Origin of the sequence: Sphingopyxis chilensis, from assembly GCF_035930445.1 — a bacterium.
Taxonomy (GTDB): domain Bacteria; phylum Pseudomonadota; class Alphaproteobacteria; order Sphingomonadales; family Sphingomonadaceae; genus Sphingopyxis; species Sphingopyxis chilensis.
Genome location: NZ_CP142394.1, coordinates 3,796,240 through 3,811,060 on the forward strand (window position 1 = coordinate 3,796,240; position 14,821 = coordinate 3,811,060).

General features: G+C 65.5%; 17 protein-coding genes. 11 read left to right on the forward strand and 6 right to left on the reverse strand.

Going from position 1 to position 14,821, the window contains the following annotated elements; genetic code table 11:
* Positions 1 to 5 precede the first annotated feature (5 nt).
* Positions 6 to 2,684 (reverse strand): phosphoenolpyruvate carboxylase, encoded by a 2,679-nt coding sequence (gene ppc / locus VSX79_RS17940; protein WP_326914006.1) that lies wholly within the window; start codon positions 2,682 to 2,684, stop codon positions 6 to 8.
* Between the two features lie 65 nt (positions 2,685 to 2,749).
* Positions 2,750 to 3,160, reverse strand: coding sequence for a YbaY family lipoprotein (locus VSX79_RS17945; RefSeq protein WP_179497940.1), 411 nt, complete (start codon positions 3,158 to 3,160; stop codon positions 2,750 to 2,752).
* Between the two features lie 148 nt (positions 3,161 to 3,308).
* Between VSX79_RS17945 and VSX79_RS17950 the strand changes: the two genes are divergently transcribed.
* Positions 3,309 to 3,692, forward strand: coding sequence for a hypothetical protein (locus tag VSX79_RS17950; protein WP_326914007.1), 384 nt, complete (start codon positions 3,309 to 3,311; stop codon positions 3,690 to 3,692).
* A gap of 79 nt (positions 3,693 to 3,771) precedes the next feature.
* On the opposite strand, the gene VSX79_RS17955 is transcribed toward VSX79_RS17950, so the two are convergent.
* Complete coding sequence (locus VSX79_RS17955) at positions 3,772 to 4,338, reverse strand: HNH endonuclease (protein ID WP_037553138.1); 567 nt, start codon at positions 4,336 to 4,338, stop codon at positions 3,772 to 3,774.
* 157 nt (positions 4,339 to 4,495) lie between these two features.
* Between VSX79_RS17955 and gluQRS the strand changes: the two genes are divergently transcribed.
* The 8 genes from gluQRS to VSX79_RS17995 all read left to right on the forward strand — a co-directional run bounded on the left by gluQRS (position 4,496) and on the right by VSX79_RS17995 (position 10,624).
* On the forward strand, positions 4,496 to 5,359 hold the full coding sequence (gluQRS, locus tag VSX79_RS17960) for a tRNA glutamyl-Q(34) synthetase GluQRS (RefSeq protein WP_326914008.1): 864 nt from the start codon (positions 4,496 to 4,498) through the stop codon (positions 5,357 to 5,359).
* Positions 5,360 to 5,368: 9 nt separating this feature from the next.
* Positions 5,369 to 5,593, forward strand: coding sequence for an HIG1 domain-containing protein (locus VSX79_RS17965; RefSeq protein ID WP_179497945.1), 225 nt, complete (start codon positions 5,369 to 5,371; stop codon positions 5,591 to 5,593).
* A 9-nt stretch (positions 5,594 to 5,602) separates the two neighbouring features.
* Positions 5,603 to 6,184 (forward strand): cob(I)yrinic acid a,c-diamide adenosyltransferase, encoded by a 582-nt coding sequence (locus VSX79_RS17970; protein WP_326914009.1) that lies wholly within the window; start codon positions 5,603 to 5,605, stop codon positions 6,182 to 6,184.
* A 96-nt stretch (positions 6,185 to 6,280) separates the two neighbouring features.
* On the forward strand, positions 6,281 to 7,546 hold the full coding sequence (gene egtB, locus VSX79_RS17975; RefSeq protein ID WP_179497949.1) for an ergothioneine biosynthesis protein EgtB: 1,266 nt from the start codon (positions 6,281 to 6,283) through the stop codon (positions 7,544 to 7,546).
* Position 7,547: 1 nt separating this feature from the next.
* Entirely contained in the window at positions 7,548 to 8,534 is a 987-nt protein-coding gene (gene egtD, locus VSX79_RS17980) for an L-histidine N(alpha)-methyltransferase (RefSeq protein WP_326914010.1), read from the forward strand.
* Positions 8,535 to 8,602: 68 nt separating this feature from the next.
* Complete coding sequence (locus tag VSX79_RS17985; protein WP_326914011.1) at positions 8,603 to 9,469, forward strand: 3-hydroxyacyl-CoA dehydrogenase NAD-binding domain-containing protein; 867 nt, start codon at positions 8,603 to 8,605, stop codon at positions 9,467 to 9,469.
* Positions 9,466 to 10,068, forward strand: a complete 603-nt coding sequence (locus VSX79_RS17990) for a class I SAM-dependent methyltransferase (protein WP_179497955.1) — start codon at positions 9,466 to 9,468, stop codon at positions 10,066 to 10,068. The genes VSX79_RS17985 and VSX79_RS17990 overlap by 4 nt, the downstream gene beginning before the upstream one ends.
* Positions 10,069 to 10,135: 67 nt before the next feature.
* Entirely contained in the window at positions 10,136 to 10,624 is a 489-nt protein-coding gene (locus VSX79_RS17995; protein WP_179497957.1) for a hypothetical protein, read from the forward strand.
* A 9-nt stretch (positions 10,625 to 10,633) separates the two neighbouring features.
* On the opposite strand, the gene VSX79_RS18000 is transcribed toward VSX79_RS17995, so the two are convergent.
* The 3 genes from VSX79_RS18000 to VSX79_RS18010 all read right to left on the reverse strand — a co-directional run bounded on the left by VSX79_RS18000 (position 10,634) and on the right by VSX79_RS18010 (position 13,067).
* Positions 10,634 to 10,954, reverse strand: coding sequence for an MliC family protein (locus VSX79_RS18000; RefSeq protein WP_326914012.1), 321 nt, complete (start codon positions 10,952 to 10,954; stop codon positions 10,634 to 10,636).
* A gap of 13 nt (positions 10,955 to 10,967) precedes the next feature.
* Positions 10,968 to 11,585, reverse strand: coding sequence for a hypothetical protein (locus VSX79_RS18005; protein ID WP_179497961.1), 618 nt, complete (start codon positions 11,583 to 11,585; stop codon positions 10,968 to 10,970).
* A 123-nt stretch (positions 11,586 to 11,708) separates the two neighbouring features.
* Positions 11,709 to 13,067, reverse strand: coding sequence for a NupC/NupG family nucleoside CNT transporter (locus VSX79_RS18010; RefSeq protein WP_326914013.1), 1,359 nt, complete (start codon positions 13,065 to 13,067; stop codon positions 11,709 to 11,711).
* Positions 13,068 to 13,192: 125 nt separating this feature from the next.
* Between VSX79_RS18010 and VSX79_RS18015 the strand changes: the two genes are divergently transcribed.
* Together VSX79_RS18015 and argB are read left to right on the forward strand one after the other, a co-directional pair.
* Positions 13,193 to 13,870, forward strand: a complete 678-nt coding sequence (locus tag VSX79_RS18015) for a queuosine precursor transporter (protein ID WP_326914014.1) — start codon at positions 13,193 to 13,195, stop codon at positions 13,868 to 13,870.
* The gene (gene argB, locus VSX79_RS18020) at positions 13,867 to 14,775 is read left to right on the forward strand and encodes an acetylglutamate kinase (RefSeq protein ID WP_407697231.1); all 909 of its coding nucleotides are present in this window, start codon (positions 13,867 to 13,869) and stop codon (positions 14,773 to 14,775) included. The genes VSX79_RS18015 and argB overlap by 4 nt, the downstream gene beginning before the upstream one ends.
* The last annotated feature ends 46 nt before the right edge of the window (positions 14,776 to 14,821 follow it).

A 14,821-nucleotide genomic window follows, 5' to 3' on the forward strand; every position in this document is an offset into this window, starting at 1 on the left:
GGCGCTTACCCGCTGTTCCGCAGCGCCGTCGCGATCGCGTTGATCGTCAGCTGGATGCCCTCGGCGATGCGCGGGTCGGTCTCGCCCGCGCGGTGGCGCTTCATCAACTCGATCTGGAGCAGGTTGAGCGGTTCGATATAGGGCAGCCGCAGCCGGATCGACGCTTCGAGCGCCGGGTTCCGCTCGAGCAGGCGCGTCTGGCCGGTGATCTCCAGCAGCCCGTCGTGCGCGCGGTTCCAGCCGTCCTTGATGCGGCCGAAGATCGCGGCATGGCCTTCGACATGGCTTGCGAGCCCCGCATAGCGCGACGCGATCCCCATGTCCGACTTGGCGAGCACCATCTCCATATTGCCGAGCAGCGCGGCGAAGAAGGGCCAGCTTTCCGCCATGCCGGTCAGCAGCGCCTTGTCCTCGAACGCCGCGAACGCCTCGCCCGTGCCGTACCAGCCGGGCAGCATCGTGCGCGCCTGCGCCCAGCTGAACACCCACGGGATCGCGCGCAGATCCTCGATCGCGTTCGACTTGGTGCGGCTCGACGGCCGCGACCCGATCTTCAGCGTCGCGATCTCGGCGATCGGCGTCATCGCGCGGAAGAAATCCTTGAACGCCGGCGTGTCGTAGACGAGCCCGCGATACGCCGCGAAGGCGGTGTCGGACAAAGCGTCCATCGCCTCGGCAAAGCGCGCGGCATCGGCGTCGCTCTTCGCCTCGGGCTCGAGGCTCGCGAGCAGGCTGGCCGACACCATCGCTTCCAGATTTGTCGCGGCGCCATCGATCGTGCCATATTTCGCCGCGATCACTTCGCCCTGTTCGGTGATCCGGATGCGTCCCTGCACCGTGCCGGCGGGCTGCGCGCGGATCGCGGCAAAGGCGCTGCCGCCGCCGCGCCCGACCGCGCCGCCGCGGCCGTGGAACAGCTGCATCGACGTGTCGAACTCCTCGAACACCGGGGTCAGCGCCTGCGACGCCTGGTGCAGCCCCCAGGTCGAGGTCATGTAACCGCCGTCCTTGTTCGAATCCGAATAGCCGATCATCACTTCCTGATGCCCGCGCTGCCCGACCTGCGGGCCGATTTCGGGCATCGCGAAATAGCGCGCCATGATCGCCGGCGCCTTGTCGAGGTCGGCGATCGTCTCGAACAAGGGCACGACCATCAGGTTCGACTTGCCCGCGTCGCCGCCGCTCCGCCACAGCCCCGCTTCGCGCGCGAGGACATGGACTTCGAGCAGGTCGGACAGGTCCTGCGCCATGCTGATGATCCACTGGCAGATCGCGTCGGGGCCGAGCTGCGCGCGCACATCGGCGGCGGCGTGGACGATCGCAAGCTCACCCGCGGTTTCTTCGCTCCACTCGTGCCACGGCGCCGCGAGCGGCCGGTCGCTCGCCAGTTCGGCGGTGAGCAGCGCGACCCGCGCCTCCTCGTCCAGCGCCAGATAGTCGGCGCACACGCCCGATACCGAAAGCAGCTCGGCGAGCACGCGTTCGTGCACCGCACTGTTCTGCCGCATGTCGAGCGTCGCGAGGTGGAATCCGAACACCTCGACTGCGCGGATCAACCGCCCCAGCGCGCCGATTCCCGCGAGCTGGCCCTTGCCGCTCGCCGACAGGCCGTTCGCGATGGTGACGAGGTCGCGGCGGAAATCGGCGGGGGTGGCATAGGCCTCGCCCTTAAGCGCGGCGGGGCGCGGCGGCGCCTTGCCGGTGATCGCCGCATAGGTCGCCGACAGCCGCGCATAAATGCCCGACAGCGCGCGGCGATAGGGTTCGTCGCTGCGGCTCGGCGCACCGTCGCCGCTCGCCTCGGCCAAGGCTTCGACCGCTTCGGGCACCGGCGCGAGGCTCGACGACACCGACAGCTCGGCGCCGAGCGCGTGGACCTGGTCGATATAATGGCCGATCACCGCCGCGGCGTTGCGCGCGGTCGCCATGCGCATCGTTTCGGCGGTGACAAAGGGGTTGCCGTCGCGGTCGCCGCCGATCCAGCTGCCGACGCGCAGGAAGCTCGCGGGGCGCTGCCCCAGCTCCTTTTCCCACCGCGCGTAAAGCTTGGGCACCACGGGCAGGAAGACGTCGCGCAAATAGGTCAGCGCATTGTCGATCTCGTCGGCGACGAACAATTTTTCGGTTCGCAGCGGGCGCGTCTGCCACAGGAGGACGACCTGCCGGCGGATCGCGTCCTCGATCACATCGCCTTCGGGCGTTTCGTCGAGCCCGGCATCGCGCATCCGCATCAGCTCGGCGACGCGGTTCTTGTGATCGAGCACCGACTTGCGCCGCACCTCGGTCGGGTGCGCGGTCAGTACCGGCGCGACGAGCGAGGCGCCGAGCAGCGCCGCGACCGCATCGCTGTCGATCCCGTCGGCTTTCAGCTTTTCCAGCGCCGCGGCGACCGTCGCCTCGGGCTCGGCCGCCACCCCCTGCCGGTCTTCGGCCAGGTTGGCGAGCATCGAAAACAGCATGAAACCGCGCACGAAGGCGATCGTGTCGTCGAGGCTCAGCGCGTCGAGCCCCGGGTCGATCGCCTCGGCCCCCGCGATTCCGCGATGCCGGTCGACGCTCGATGAGCGGATATATTCGGTCTGGCGGAACAATTTGTCGCCGCCATAGGCGCGAATGACGTCGCCGAGGATCCGCCCCAAATAGCGGATGTCGGGATTTTGCGAGATCTGGATAGGTGGGCCCATGGGCCCAACTTGCTGCACCTGCGAAGGTGCAGGGTCAAGCCGCGCATAGCTATGCGCGGCTTATTTCAGTTCGTCTTCACCAGCATCAACATCCCCAGATCGATCGCACGGCGGCCATCGAACGCAACACTGTTGCGCGTGTCGGTGATGAACATCAGCCGTCCCGACGCATCGCTGATGCGCGCCGACACCGCATAGCTGTGGCGCGGGTCGAGCCGGCGCTGATCGACGGTCAGCGAAAAGGCAAAGGGCACCTGCCGCCCGTCGGCGGTGAACGCCTGCTGCGCGATCGTCGTCGATGGCGCATCGGCCAGGCTGACGTCGGCTAGGGTGATTTCGACCTGCGCGGTCGGCGGCAACGCGATCCGCTCGCGATAGGTGATGCTGCCGGTGACGGTCACGGGCCGCTCGGCGGGCGTGGTTGCGCACGCGGCGAGCGAAAGGGCGGAAACCCCGAAAAAGACCGCGCGAACCATTTTAGTCTCCTTGAAACCGTCCCCAAGGGTAAAGGTTTACAGCGCGCAACCCAGAGATGGAAGACCGCAATCGACCGAACTCAGTCGTTCAGCAACGAACTGGCGCAGTCTATTTGCAGGCACTGCCTAGCGGTGCCATGATGACCGCATGAACACCCGGCTCACCTTGATTGACATGATGAAGCGAGCGCTAGCCGACGGCAACATCACGAACAATGAGTTATTCGCTGCCGCACCCGATCCTAAAGGCCTAGCAGAGCTAGAGCGTGTGGCATGGCAAAGACTCAGCCATTGGGCAGACGATGACGACATCCGTGCAAAAGACAAAGTTTATGCCGACAAGCAGCGGCGAAACATCGCCGAAGCACTGGCGGATCTGGAAGGGCTCGAGGCCGGCTACGATCCGAATGAGATTAACCGTGGTGAGCATCAAGCGACGCACGTTCTTTTAGGAAGCTTCGTGGCCGCGCTCGCACTAATTGCGATTCTCTATGCGATGTTCACACAAGGCTTCTTCATGCGTGGTGACTGATCAACGGCAGCTAAGGCTCTAAACCGTTGCTGCCAGACCGTAAACCACCCCAAAGCCCCCGTGTCCAAAGCGCCGCAGCCTAGCCTTCGAGTTCAACATCCCAATACAGCCAGTCGATCCAGCTCGTGTGGAGGTAATTGGGCGGAAACGCCCGGCCATTGTCCTGCAACTGCCAGCTCGTCGGTCGCCACGGCTGGCGATAGAGCGGCATATGCGCTTGTTGCGGGGTGCGGCCGCCTTTTTTCAGGTTGCATGGGGCGCAGGCGGTCGCGACATTTTCCCACGTCGTGCGCCCGCCCAGCCGGCGCGGCACGACATGGTCAAACGTCAGGTCCTTGCCCGACCCGCAATATTGGCACGCGAAACGGTCGCGCAGGAACAGGTTGAAGCGCGTGAACGCCGGATGCTCCGACGGTTTCACATATTGGCGCAGCGCAATGACGCTCGGGATCGGCATCGTCCGCGTCGGCGAATGAATCTCGCGCTCATAATTCTCGACGATGGTGACGCGGTCGAGAAAAACCGCCTTCACCGCGGTCTGCCAGGGCCAGAGGCTCAGCGGATAATAGCTGAGCGGCGTGTAATCGGCGTTGAGAACGAGCGCCGGACAGCTATCGGGGTGCCGGGCAAGATCGGGATGGAACATGGCTAAATAACGCTGCCCCCATTTCTTCACGGGATGGCGCGCCACTGCCTCCCGCGCGTGACACCATCATTACATGCCCGATCAGATTCTGCCGTCAAGAGGGCATCTGTCGCAAGATATGGATGATTCACTTTGACTTGGCACAGCATATGGATTCATGGGACCGAAGATGCTGACCCGCTTCGCTCCCAGCCCCACCGGCGAACTCCACCTCGGCCACGCCTATAGTGCGGTTTTGGCGCACGCCGCGGCGCGCGGGGCGGGTGGGCGCTTCCGCATTCGCATCGACGATATCGACGGCAGCCGCTCGCGCGAGGAGTTTGTCGCGGCCGCGCTTGCCGACCTTGCTTGGCTCGGCCTCGACCGGGACGGCGATCCGGTACGCCAGTCGGATCGGCTCGGCGATTATGTCGCCGCGCTCGACGATCTTCGCGCGCGCGGCCTCGTCTATCCCTGCTTTTGCACCCGCGCCGATATCGCCGCCAGCCTGTCGGCGCCGCACGGCCCGTCTGGTGCGACCTATCCCGGCACCTGCCGCAACCTTTCCGACGCCGAGCGCGCACGGCGCATGGCGGCCGAACCGCATTGCTGGCGCCTCGACATGACGCGCGCCGCGGCGCTTGCGGGCGACCTGAAATGGGAGGAGATGGAGCAGGGGCTTCGTACCGCCGCCCCCCTGGCGCACGGCGATATTGTCCTCGCGCGCAAGGACGCGCCCGCGAGCTATCATCTCGCGAGCACGCTCGACGATGCCGCGATGGGCGTGACGCATGTGATCCGCGGTGCCGACCTCATCGCCTCGACCGATATCCACCGGCTGTTGCAGGCGCTGCTCGGCCTGCCGGCGCCGGTTTACCGTCACCACGCGCTCGTCTGCGGACCCGACGGCAAAAGGCTGGCGAAGCGCGACGCCGCGGCATCGCTCAAGGGACTGCGCGATGCGGGCATCGACGGCCGCGCGCTCGCCGCCGATTTGGCGGCGGACCGGCTTCCCACTGGCTATTCGCTGCAAAATCCCTAGATAGGGTTTATGGAAATCCTGCTCGTCCTTGGCGTCGTCATCGCCGCCGGCTTCGTCCTCTTCTCGCTCGCGCGGGGCCTCTTCTATTTCTCGCAGGGGCACAAGGCCCAGATGGACGGCACGGTCCACGAGAATCAGGTGATGCAGAACAAGATGATGATGTCGCGGGTGAAGTGGCAGGCGATCACCATCATCCTGCTCGTGCTGATCGGCGTGTTTGCTGCCGGCAGCTAAATCCCGGCAATGGTAAAGCTCAACAAGATCTACACGCGCACCGGCGACGACGGCACGACGGGCCTCGTCGATGGGTCGCGCATCGCCAAGTCCGACGCGCTGATGGCGGCGATCGGCGACGTCGACGAAGCGAACAGTTGGGTCGGTCTCGCCGCCGCCGCGCTCGACCCGGCGCGCGACGAAGCCGCGATGCTGTCGCGAATCCAGAACGAGCTGTTCGACCTCGGCGCCGACCTCGCGACCCCGCCCGACATCCAGTTCGGCTTTGGCCCGCACGACATGGCGCTGCGCATCGTGCCGAGCCAGATCGCGCGGCTGGAGGACGAGATCGACGCTATGAACGCGGCGCTCGGTGCGCTCAAAAGCTTCATCCTGCCCGGCGGCACCGAATCCGCCGCGCGGCTCCACCTCGCCCGCGCGGTGGCGCGCCGCGCCGAACGTGCCGCGGTCGCGGCGGGCGAAGGGCGCAAGCTCAACCCGCTCGCGCTGGGTTACCTCAACCGCCTGTCGGACCATCTCTTCGTGCTCACCCGGCACCTCAACGCCGCGGCGGGCGGCGACATCCTCTGGAAACCCGGCGCGACGCGCTGAACCGGCGTTCCCTAAATGTTCTAGACAATTCCGCGCCCTGTAACCATAATCCGACGAACCGCGAAACCGAATCGCACCTCGGGGGATTGTCTCGACATGGCCAGCCGCACCGATGCTTCGACCCGCACCGACCCGATCGAGGCGCTGACTGGGCGCTTCGCCGCGACGCGGCGCCTCTCGCTCGATCTCGCGGGCACGCTTTCGGATGCGGATGCGAGCGCGCAGTCGATGCCCGACGCCTCGCCCGCCAAATGGCACCTCGCGCACACGACCTGGTTCTTCGAAACCTTCATCCTGCGCGACCATGTGCCGGGCTATCGTCTTTTCGACGAGCGATACCCCTATCTTTTCAACTCTTATTATGAGGCCGAAGGGCCGCGCCACGCGCGCCCGCATCGCGGTCTGCTGACGCGCCCCTCGCTCGACGAGGTGCGCGTCTGGCGCGCGCATGTCGATGCGGCGGTGCGGGACGCGCTGCCCGATCTGCCGCCCTCGGCCCTCGCGCTTGTCGAACTCGGCATCCATCACGAGCAGCAGCATCAGGAATTGCTGCTCACCGACCTGAAGCATCTCTTCGCGCAAAACCCGCTCGGTCCGGCGGCGTGGGAAACGCCGATCGCGCGTGAAGTTTCGCAGTTTTCCGCGATGAGGTGGGTGAAGGGCGCCGAGGGCATTGCGGCGGCCGGCCATGCGGGCGACGGCTTCGCCTTCGACTGCGAGGGGCCGCGCCACCATGTGCTGCTCACCCCGCACGCGCTCGCCAGCCGCCCGGTGACGAACGGCGAATGGCAGGAATTCATCGCCGACGGCGGTTATCGCACGCCCGCGCTCTGGCTCAGCGACGGCTGGGCATGGGTGCAGTCCGAAGGCATCGAGGCGCCGGCCTATTGGCGGGACGGTCAGAATTTTACCCTCGCGGGCTGGCAGGGCATCGACCCCGCCGCGCCCGTGACCCACATCAGCTTTTTCGAGGCCGACGCCTTCGCGAGCTGGGCCGGTGCGCGCCTGCCGACGGAATCTGAATGGGAAACTGCCGCCGCGTCCTTCGACCCCGACGGCGGACAGCAACTCGACGCCGCGGGACCTGCCCAACCTGCGCCGCTCGCCGATGACACGGGCCTGCAACAGATGTTCGGCAGCGTCTGGGAATGGACCGGCAGCGCCTATCGCCCCTATCCGGGCTTCCGCGCCGCCCCCGGCGCGGTGGGCGAATATAATGGCAAATTCATGAGCGGCCAGTTCGTGCTCCGCGGCGGCAGCTGCGCGACCCCGCGCGGTCACTGCCGCGCCTCCTACCGCAACTTCTTTTACCCCCACCAGCGCTGGCAATTCACCGGCGTGCGGCTCGCAAAGGATCTTTGACATGGGCGTTGTGCGCAATCTTCGTCAGGTTTCGGCCGACGACACCGGCATCGACATCGCCTTCCGCGCCGACGTCCACGCTGGCCTCTCGCAACGGCCGAAGGCGATTCCCGCGCGCTGGTTCTACGACACGACCGGCTCGGCGCTGTTCGAGGATATCACCGCGCTCCCCGAATATTATCCGACGCGCAGCGAAACCGACCTGCTGACGCGCCACGCCGCCGATATCGCATCGGCGATCGGCCCCGGCCGTGCGGTCGTCGAACTCGGTTCGGGCAGTTCGACCAAGACGCCGCTGCTCCTCGACGCGATCGACCCCGCCGCCTATGTGCCGGTCGATATTTCGGGCGATTTCCTCCGCGACAGCGCAGAGGCGCTCGCGGCGCGCTTCCCCGGACTCGCCATCTATCCGGTGGAGGCCGACTTTACCCAGCGCGTCGATTTGCCGCGCGAAATCTGCCCGCTTGCGAAGTTAGGCTTTTTCCCCGGCTCGACGATCGGCAACATGGTCGCGCGCACCGCGATCGACCTCCTGCGCAACTGGCGCAGCGCGCTCGGCGACGGGGCGCTGATGCTCATCGGCGTCGACCGGATCAAGGATATCGGCATCCTCGAACGCGCCTATGACGACCCGGCGGGGGTGACGGCTGCTTTCAATCTCAACCTCCTCGAACGGATCAACAGCGAACTCGGCGGCGATATCGCGGTGGAGAATTTCAGCCATCGCGCGGTGTGGAACGATGTCCACGCGCGTATCGAAATGCATCTCGTCGCCGCATGCGACATGGATTTCACCGTCGACGGCCACAGCTATCATTTGGCGAAGGGCGAGACGATCCACAGCGAGAACAGCCATAAATACGGGCCCCGCGACGCGAACCTGCTGCTCCGCGCCGGCGGCTGGACACCGATCGCGACCTGGGACGACGCCGACCCCGCCTTTGCCCTGATCCTGGCCGAAGCGACCGAGTTCCGCTCCGCCCCCTGACGCTCACCCTTGACGCCCCTGTCCGAAGCCGTAGGGCCACGGGCAGATTGTCAGCGAAAGGGCAGGATATGATCGTCGGCGTTATCGGGGCGGGGCAAATGGGTGCGGGCATCGCGCAGGTGTCGGCGGGCGCCGGCCACGACGTGCTCCTCTCCGACATCGACATCGCGCGCGCCAACGCGGGCAAGGCGGGCATCGCCAAGGCGCTCGGCCGTCTGGTGTCAAAAGAAAAGACGACACAGGCCGACGCCGACGCGCTGCTGGGCCGCATCACCCCCGTCGCCGACCATGCGGCCTTCGCCCCCGCCGATCTCGTGATCGAGGCGGCGACCGAGCGCGAGGAAATCAAGCGGACGATCTTCGCCAGCGTCGGCCAACATCTGTCGGCGACCGCGATCCTCGCTTCGAACACCAGTTCGATCCCGATCACGCGTCTCGCGCAGGCTGCGCCCGACCCGGCGCGCTTCATCGGCGTGCATTTCTTCAACCCGGTGCCCGTCATGGGCCTGATCGAACTGATCCGCGGTCTCGCGACGAGCGCCGATACGCTGGCAAAGGTCGAGGCCTTCGGCCGCGGGCTCGGCAAGGAAATCGTCCACGCCAACGACGCGCCGGGCTTCATCGTCAATCGCGTGCTGATGCCGATGATCAATGAAGCGGTGTTCGCGCTCGGCGAAGGCGTCGCGACGATGCAAGACATCGACACCGGCTGCCGCCTCGGCCTCAATCATCCGATGGGCCCGATCACGCTCGCCGACTTCATCGGGCTCGACACCTGCCTCGAAATCATCCGCGTGCTCTACAGCGGCACCGGCGATCCGAAATTTCGCCCGGCGCCCTTGCTCGTCCAATATGTCGATGCGGGCTGGGTCGGCAAAAAGGCGGGCCGCGGTTTCTACGACTGGAGCGGTCCCGAGCCCCTGCCCACGCGGTGAGTGGCTACGACGCCCGGACCCTTGCCTTCTATGCGGCCGAAGCGCCGGTTTATGCGGCGTCGGGCCCGACGGGCGCCGCGCGTCATCTCGATTCCTTCCTCGACCGGTTGCCCGAAAGCGCCAAGATTCTCGAACTCGGCTGCGGTGGCGGCCGCGATGCCGCGCACATGATCGCGCGCGGCTTCATGGTCGATCCGACGGATGGAGTGGCCGAGATCGCGATTCAGGCCGAGGCCCGGCTCGGCAGGCCGGTTCGTGTGATGCGCTTCGGCGAACTCGCCGTCGCCGAACGCTACGATGCCATATGGGCGTCGGCCAGCTTGCTCCATGTTCCGCGTGGCGATCTTCCCGACGTACTTGCGCGCATCCATCGCGCACTAAAGCCCGGCGGACTGCATTTCGCGAGCTACAAGGGTGGCGGACGCGAAGGGAGAGACCGTTTCGGACGCTATTTCAACTATTTTGCGCGCGAGGAACTCGAAGCCGCTTATCGTGACGCCGCACCCTGGGATGGCCTCGATCTCACGGAAGGGCTTGGCGGTGGCTATGACGGGGTGCAGGGGCCATGGGTTCAAATTATCGCGCGCCGCGCCCTATAGGGGCGGCCGACGGAGCCGAAAGGCATCGGGTGCGTTGGATATGCGAAATGTAGGGGATGAGTTGATCATGCGTAACAAGGCCTTCCTCGCTCTCGCGGCAATCTTGCTGGTCGGAACTGCATCGGCGCATGCCCAGCAAGGTGCCCCCGAAGATTCGACGATCAAGGATACGGCCAATTCGGTGACCGAGCCATTCGACGGCAAGGAGGTTCCTCCCAAGCTGCTCGAAGTGCAGGGCGATCCCTATTCGCTGGCAGGTCTCGGCAAATGCGCCGCTATCATCCGCGAAGTGCGCGAGCTCGACGAAGTGCTCGGTGCGGATGTCAACGAGCAAGTCGACAAGAGCCGCGCGAAAAAGCGCGAGGAAACCGCCGGTCGCGTCGCCGGAACGGTGGCGGGCGGCATCATTCCCTTTCGCGGGCTGATCGGCGAGGTAACCGGCGCCAATGCCGAACGGCGCCGCTACGCACTCGCCGTTTATGCGGGGACGGTGCGTCGGGGCTTTCTCAAAGGCGTCGGGCTTGAGCGTGGTTGCAAGGCGCCAGCGCGGCCTTGATCGCGCTTCTCAGAGCGGCGTGTAGACAACGCGGCAGCGCTCGGGCGCTGAGCGCGCCGCGGTGTTCCATGTCACCTCATTGCCGTTGCGCTGCAGCCGCACGCCGCTCTTGTTCTCGTAAATCTGGCCGCGGTTCGCTGGCGTTGATTTGAGCACGAGCGTCCGCCCGCCGTTGACGCGCACGATCGCGCCGTCGCCGACATAATCGACCTTGAGCCGTGTGCCCGCGTTGCATTCATAGCTGGTGCCGGTGTTGCGCGGCGGCACCGATGAACAGGCGGCAAGCGCGAGAATTGCGGCGCCCGCCGCGAAAGCAGATGTCGTCCTCATGTCGCCTTCCCCTTCAATAACCCGACCGGACGCACAGCACGTCGGCGAGATAAACCCGCCCGCTCACCGTCTCCATATGCTCGCGCGCCGATCCGTTCCAGCCGATCGAACGGCACCAGTTATCGGCCGCTTGCGCCGCGCAATTGGCGGTTGCCGAACCGCGCGTGCAGGCGAGGATGCGATAGTTGCCGGTCGAGGGCTGCGTATGGAATTCGGCAAAATTGCCGCGCGCGACCTGATCGTTGGCCGGCGGATTGGGGTTCCAGCCTCCGCCGCCGCCCGAACCTACCGGACGCATCGATTGGACCGTGATGCCGCGCAGGACATTATTGAGCATCGGCGTATCGCGATCGACCGTCCGGCAATTGCCGCGATAGCGCGTCCTCTCGCAAAGTTCCCAGCGCCCGGTCGGAACCCGGATCGAATTGACCGGCCACGCGAGGCCGAGGTTCGATTTCGCTTCGCCGATGAACACCGCCGGGCCGCGATATCCCGCATCGCGATAGATGGTCGCTTCGGGCGGCCGGGCCATTCGGTCTTCGGGAGACTGCGCGTTCGACGTGGCAAGGAACCCCGCCCCTATCGACGCTGCAGCCGCGGCAAGGATCGACAAACGACAAGCGGTTTTCATCACAGCCTCCCATTTTGCGGCGCGACCCGGGGATTCGTTATGTCCCGGAAGTTTACGTTATCCCGAGGGAGCTTGCAAATTTTCCCAGCGACCGGCGAAAGCCAACCGGCATCGCACGTTAGATCAGGGCGCCGTCTTGGGGGACGTTGCCAATTCCGCCGTTTCGGGTGTCGAGGCGGATGCCGATGCCGATGCCGATGCTTCGGGCACGGGGCGTTCGTTGGGAGGTGTCGCGAGCGGCGGCGCGATACCGAGCATCAGTCCAGCGAGCGCCGCCGACATCAGGTTCGACAGGCTGCCGGCGAGCAGCGCCTTCAGGCCGAGCTTGGCGATCATCGGGCGCTGGTTTGGGGCGAGCCCGCCGGTCACCGCCATCTGGATAGCGATCGAGCTGAAATTGGCGAATCCGCAAAGTGCAAAGGTGGCGATCGCGACGGCAGCCATCGACATGTCGCCTTGCACCTTGCCGAGGTCGATGAAGGCGACGAATTCGTTGAGCACGATCTTGCTGCCGAACAGTCCGCCGACGGTCGCGCTTTCGTCCCACGGCACGCCCATCAGCCACATCACCGGGCGAAAGATCGTGCCGATCACCGCCTGGAACGAGAGGCCTTCATAGCCGAACCAGCCGCCGATGCCGGCGAGCAGCCCGTTGGCAAGCGCGACGAGCGCGACGAAGGCAAGAACCATTGCGCCGACCGCGACGGCGAGCTTGACGCCGGTCTGCGCGCCCTGCGCCGCCGCCATGATGATGTTCGCGGGCTTTTCCTCGTCGTGGCTGGCCTCGGGCATGATCACCGGCTCGATGCCGAGATCCTTCGGATCGTCGGGCATCATGATCTTGGCCATCAATATGCCGCCGGGCGCCGACATGAAGCTTGCCGCGAGCAAATAGGGGAGCAACTGCTCGCCGATCATGCTCGCATAGGCGCCGAGGATGGTGCCCGCGACGCCCGCCATGCCGACCGTCATGATAGTGAAGAGCTGCGAAGGGGTGAGGCCGGCGAGATAGGGACGGATGACCAGCGGCGATTCGGACTGGCCGACGAAGATGTTCGCCGCGGCGCCGAGGCTTTCGACCTTGGTGATTCCGGTGACCTTCTGAATCGCGCCGCCGACCCATTTGATCACCAGCTGCATGATGCCGAGATAATAGAGGATCGAGATTAGCGAGGCGAAGAAGATGATCACGGGAAGCGCCGCGATCGCGAAGCTGTTCGCCCCCATTTCGGGCGACGCGAGCGGGCCGAAGATGAAATCGGTGCCCGCCTTGGCATAGCCCAGCAGGTTCGACACGCCGTTCGACATCGCCTGGATCACCGCGCGCCCCCATGGCGTGCCGATTACGAGCACTGCGAAACCGGCCTGGAGCAGGAAGGCGGGAACGACGATGCGCGGGCGAATCCAGCGGCGGTTCGATGAAAAAAGCACGGCAATCGCAAGCAATACGACGATTCCGAGCAGACCGATCAGGCGTTCCATGATGTCAATGCGTCCCCCGCAAGTTAATGGGCCTGAATAACGGGCTTTGGCGGCGGGGCAAGGGGCGCGCGGCCAGCCGTGCTTCTCGGACTTTCCAGCCTGCGTAAAACCGACTATCGGGCGGCATGACCGAACCGACCTCGGCGGCGCTGCCGCGCACGCTTTCACCCTCGCTCTTCCTTTTCTCGATCGTCTATGGCGGCATGGTCGTGCTCGCCGGCGTGCTCGGGAACAAGCAGGTGGCCTTGGGCGGCTGGCTCGCGGTCGAGGCGGGTATCTTCGCATTCCTGATCCTCGTTGCCCTGTCGAGCGCAGTGTCGGAACTGCACGGGCAATCGGTCGCGAACCGGCTCGTCCTTTGGGGTTTCGTCCCGCTGGTGCTGTCGATCATGCTGACCGCGCTGGTGCTCGCGCTTCCGGCGTCGCCCGAAATGCAGCCCGAACGGCTCGCCGCGTTTGACATGGTCCTCGGCCAGAGCCCGCGGCTGATGGCGGCGGGGATCGTCGCCTATGGCACCTCGCAATTTCTGAACGTTACCATCTTCAGCAAGCTCCGGGGACGCGAAGCCGCCGACACGGGCACGACCTGGCTTGCTATTCGGGGTGCGATCGCCAGCGCCCTGAGCCAGATCGTCGATACGTTGCTGTTCGTCACCATCGCCTTTTACGGCGTGTTCCCGATCGCGAACCTGATGGGCGGGCAGATGCTCGCCAAGGTGGCGCTTTCGGTGCTCGTCATTCCTTTCGTCATCACCGGGCTGGTCGCACTCGGCCGCAGCCTCGATGCGAAGAACGCCGGATGATATCGATGACCGATCCCTCGAAAATGCCCGATCTGCTCGCCAAGGCCGAAACGCTCGTCGAGGCGCTGCCCTATTTGCAGCGCTATGCGGGTCAGACCTTCGTGATCAAATATGGGGGCCATGCGATGGGCGATCCCGAGGCGCAGCGCGACTTCGCCGAGGATGTCGTGCTCTTGAAGGCCGTCGGCATCAACCCGGTTGTCGTCCATGGCGGCGGGCCGCAGATTGGCGCGATGCTGAAACAGCTCGGGATCGAATCGACGTTCGTCGGCGGCCTCCGCGTCACCGACGCCGCGACCGCCGAGGTCGCCGAGATGGTTCTTGCGGGCAAGATCAACAAGGAAATCGTCAGCTGGATCGCAGGACTCGGCGGCCGCGCGGTCGGCATTTCGGGTAAAGACGCGAACCTCGTGCTGGCCGAAAAGGTCAGCCGCACCGAGCCGGATCCCAATTCGGGGATCGAGCGCCACGTCGACCTCGGCTTCGTCGGTGAACCCGTCGCGGTCGACCCGACGATCCTTGTCAACCTGACGAACGACAATTTCATCCCTGTTGTCGCGCCTGTCGCGCTCGGCGCCGATGGCGCGACCTATAATATCAACGCCGACACGATGGCGGGCGCGATCGCGGGTGCTCTCGGCGCGAAGCGTTTCTTCCTGCTCACCGACGTCGCCGGTGTGCTCGACAAGTCTGGCGCGCTGCTCACCGACCTTGATCGCGCCGCGATCGACGGGCTGAAGGGCGACGGCACAATCACCGGCGGAATGATCCCGAAGGTGGACACCTGCGTCGCCGCGGTCGATGCGGGGGTCGAGGCGGCGGTCATCCTCGACGGGCGCATTCCGCACGCGATGCTGCTCGAAATTTTCACCGCGAGGGGTGCGGGGACGCTCATTCACCGCTAACATTGATGCCATCGACCTTTTCGGCCGGAGACCTTCCTTGTATTTC

What these genes read in the sequence shown, in the direction of transcription:
- VSX79_RS17945 (WP_179497940.1), bottom strand. Translation starts at nt 3,160, where the DNA reads ATGGTTCGCGCGGTCTTTTTCGGGGTTTCCGCCCTTTCGCTCGCCGCG.
- VSX79_RS18015 (WP_326914014.1), top strand. Translation starts at nt 13,193, where the DNA reads ATGACCGAACCGACCTCGGCGGCGCTGCCGCGCACGCTTTCACCCTCG.
- gluQRS (WP_326914008.1), top strand. Translation starts at nt 4,496, where the DNA reads ATGGGACCGAAGATGCTGACCCGCTTCGCTCCCAGCCCCACCGGCGAA.
- egtB (WP_179497949.1), top strand. Translation starts at nt 6,281, where the DNA reads ATGGCCAGCCGCACCGATGCTTCGACCCGCACCGACCCGATCGAGGCG.
- VSX79_RS18005 (WP_179497961.1), bottom strand. Translation starts at nt 11,585, where the DNA reads ATGAAAACCGCTTGTCGTTTGTCGATCCTTGCCGCGGCTGCAGCGTCG.
- VSX79_RS17950 (WP_326914007.1), top strand. Translation starts at nt 3,309, where the DNA reads ATGAACACCCGGCTCACCTTGATTGACATGATGAAGCGAGCGCTAGCC.
- argB (WP_407697231.1), top strand. Translation starts at nt 13,867, where the DNA reads ATGATATCGATGACCGATCCCTCGAAAATGCCCGATCTGCTCGCCAAG.
- VSX79_RS18010 (WP_326914013.1), bottom strand. Translation starts at nt 13,067, where the DNA reads ATGGAACGCCTGATCGGTCTGCTCGGAATCGTCGTATTGCTTGCGATT.
- VSX79_RS17955 (WP_037553138.1), bottom strand. Translation starts at nt 4,338, where the DNA reads ATGTTCCATCCCGATCTTGCCCGGCACCCCGATAGCTGTCCGGCGCTC.
- VSX79_RS17995 (WP_179497957.1), top strand. Translation starts at nt 10,136, where the DNA reads ATGCGTAACAAGGCCTTCCTCGCTCTCGCGGCAATCTTGCTGGTCGGA.
- egtD (WP_326914010.1), top strand. Translation starts at nt 7,548, where the DNA reads ATGGGCGTTGTGCGCAATCTTCGTCAGGTTTCGGCCGACGACACCGGC.
- VSX79_RS17965 (WP_179497945.1), top strand. Translation starts at nt 5,369, where the DNA reads ATGGAAATCCTGCTCGTCCTTGGCGTCGTCATCGCCGCCGGCTTCGTC.
- VSX79_RS17970 (WP_326914009.1), top strand. Translation starts at nt 5,603, where the DNA reads ATGGTAAAGCTCAACAAGATCTACACGCGCACCGGCGACGACGGCACG.
- ppc (WP_326914006.1), bottom strand. Translation starts at nt 2,684, where the DNA reads ATGGGCCCACCTATCCAGATCTCGCAAAATCCCGACATCCGCTATTTG.
- VSX79_RS17985 (WP_326914011.1), top strand. Translation starts at nt 8,603, where the DNA reads ATGATCGTCGGCGTTATCGGGGCGGGGCAAATGGGTGCGGGCATCGCG.
- VSX79_RS18000 (WP_326914012.1), bottom strand. Translation starts at nt 10,954, where the DNA reads ATGAGGACGACATCTGCTTTCGCGGCGGGCGCCGCAATTCTCGCGCTT.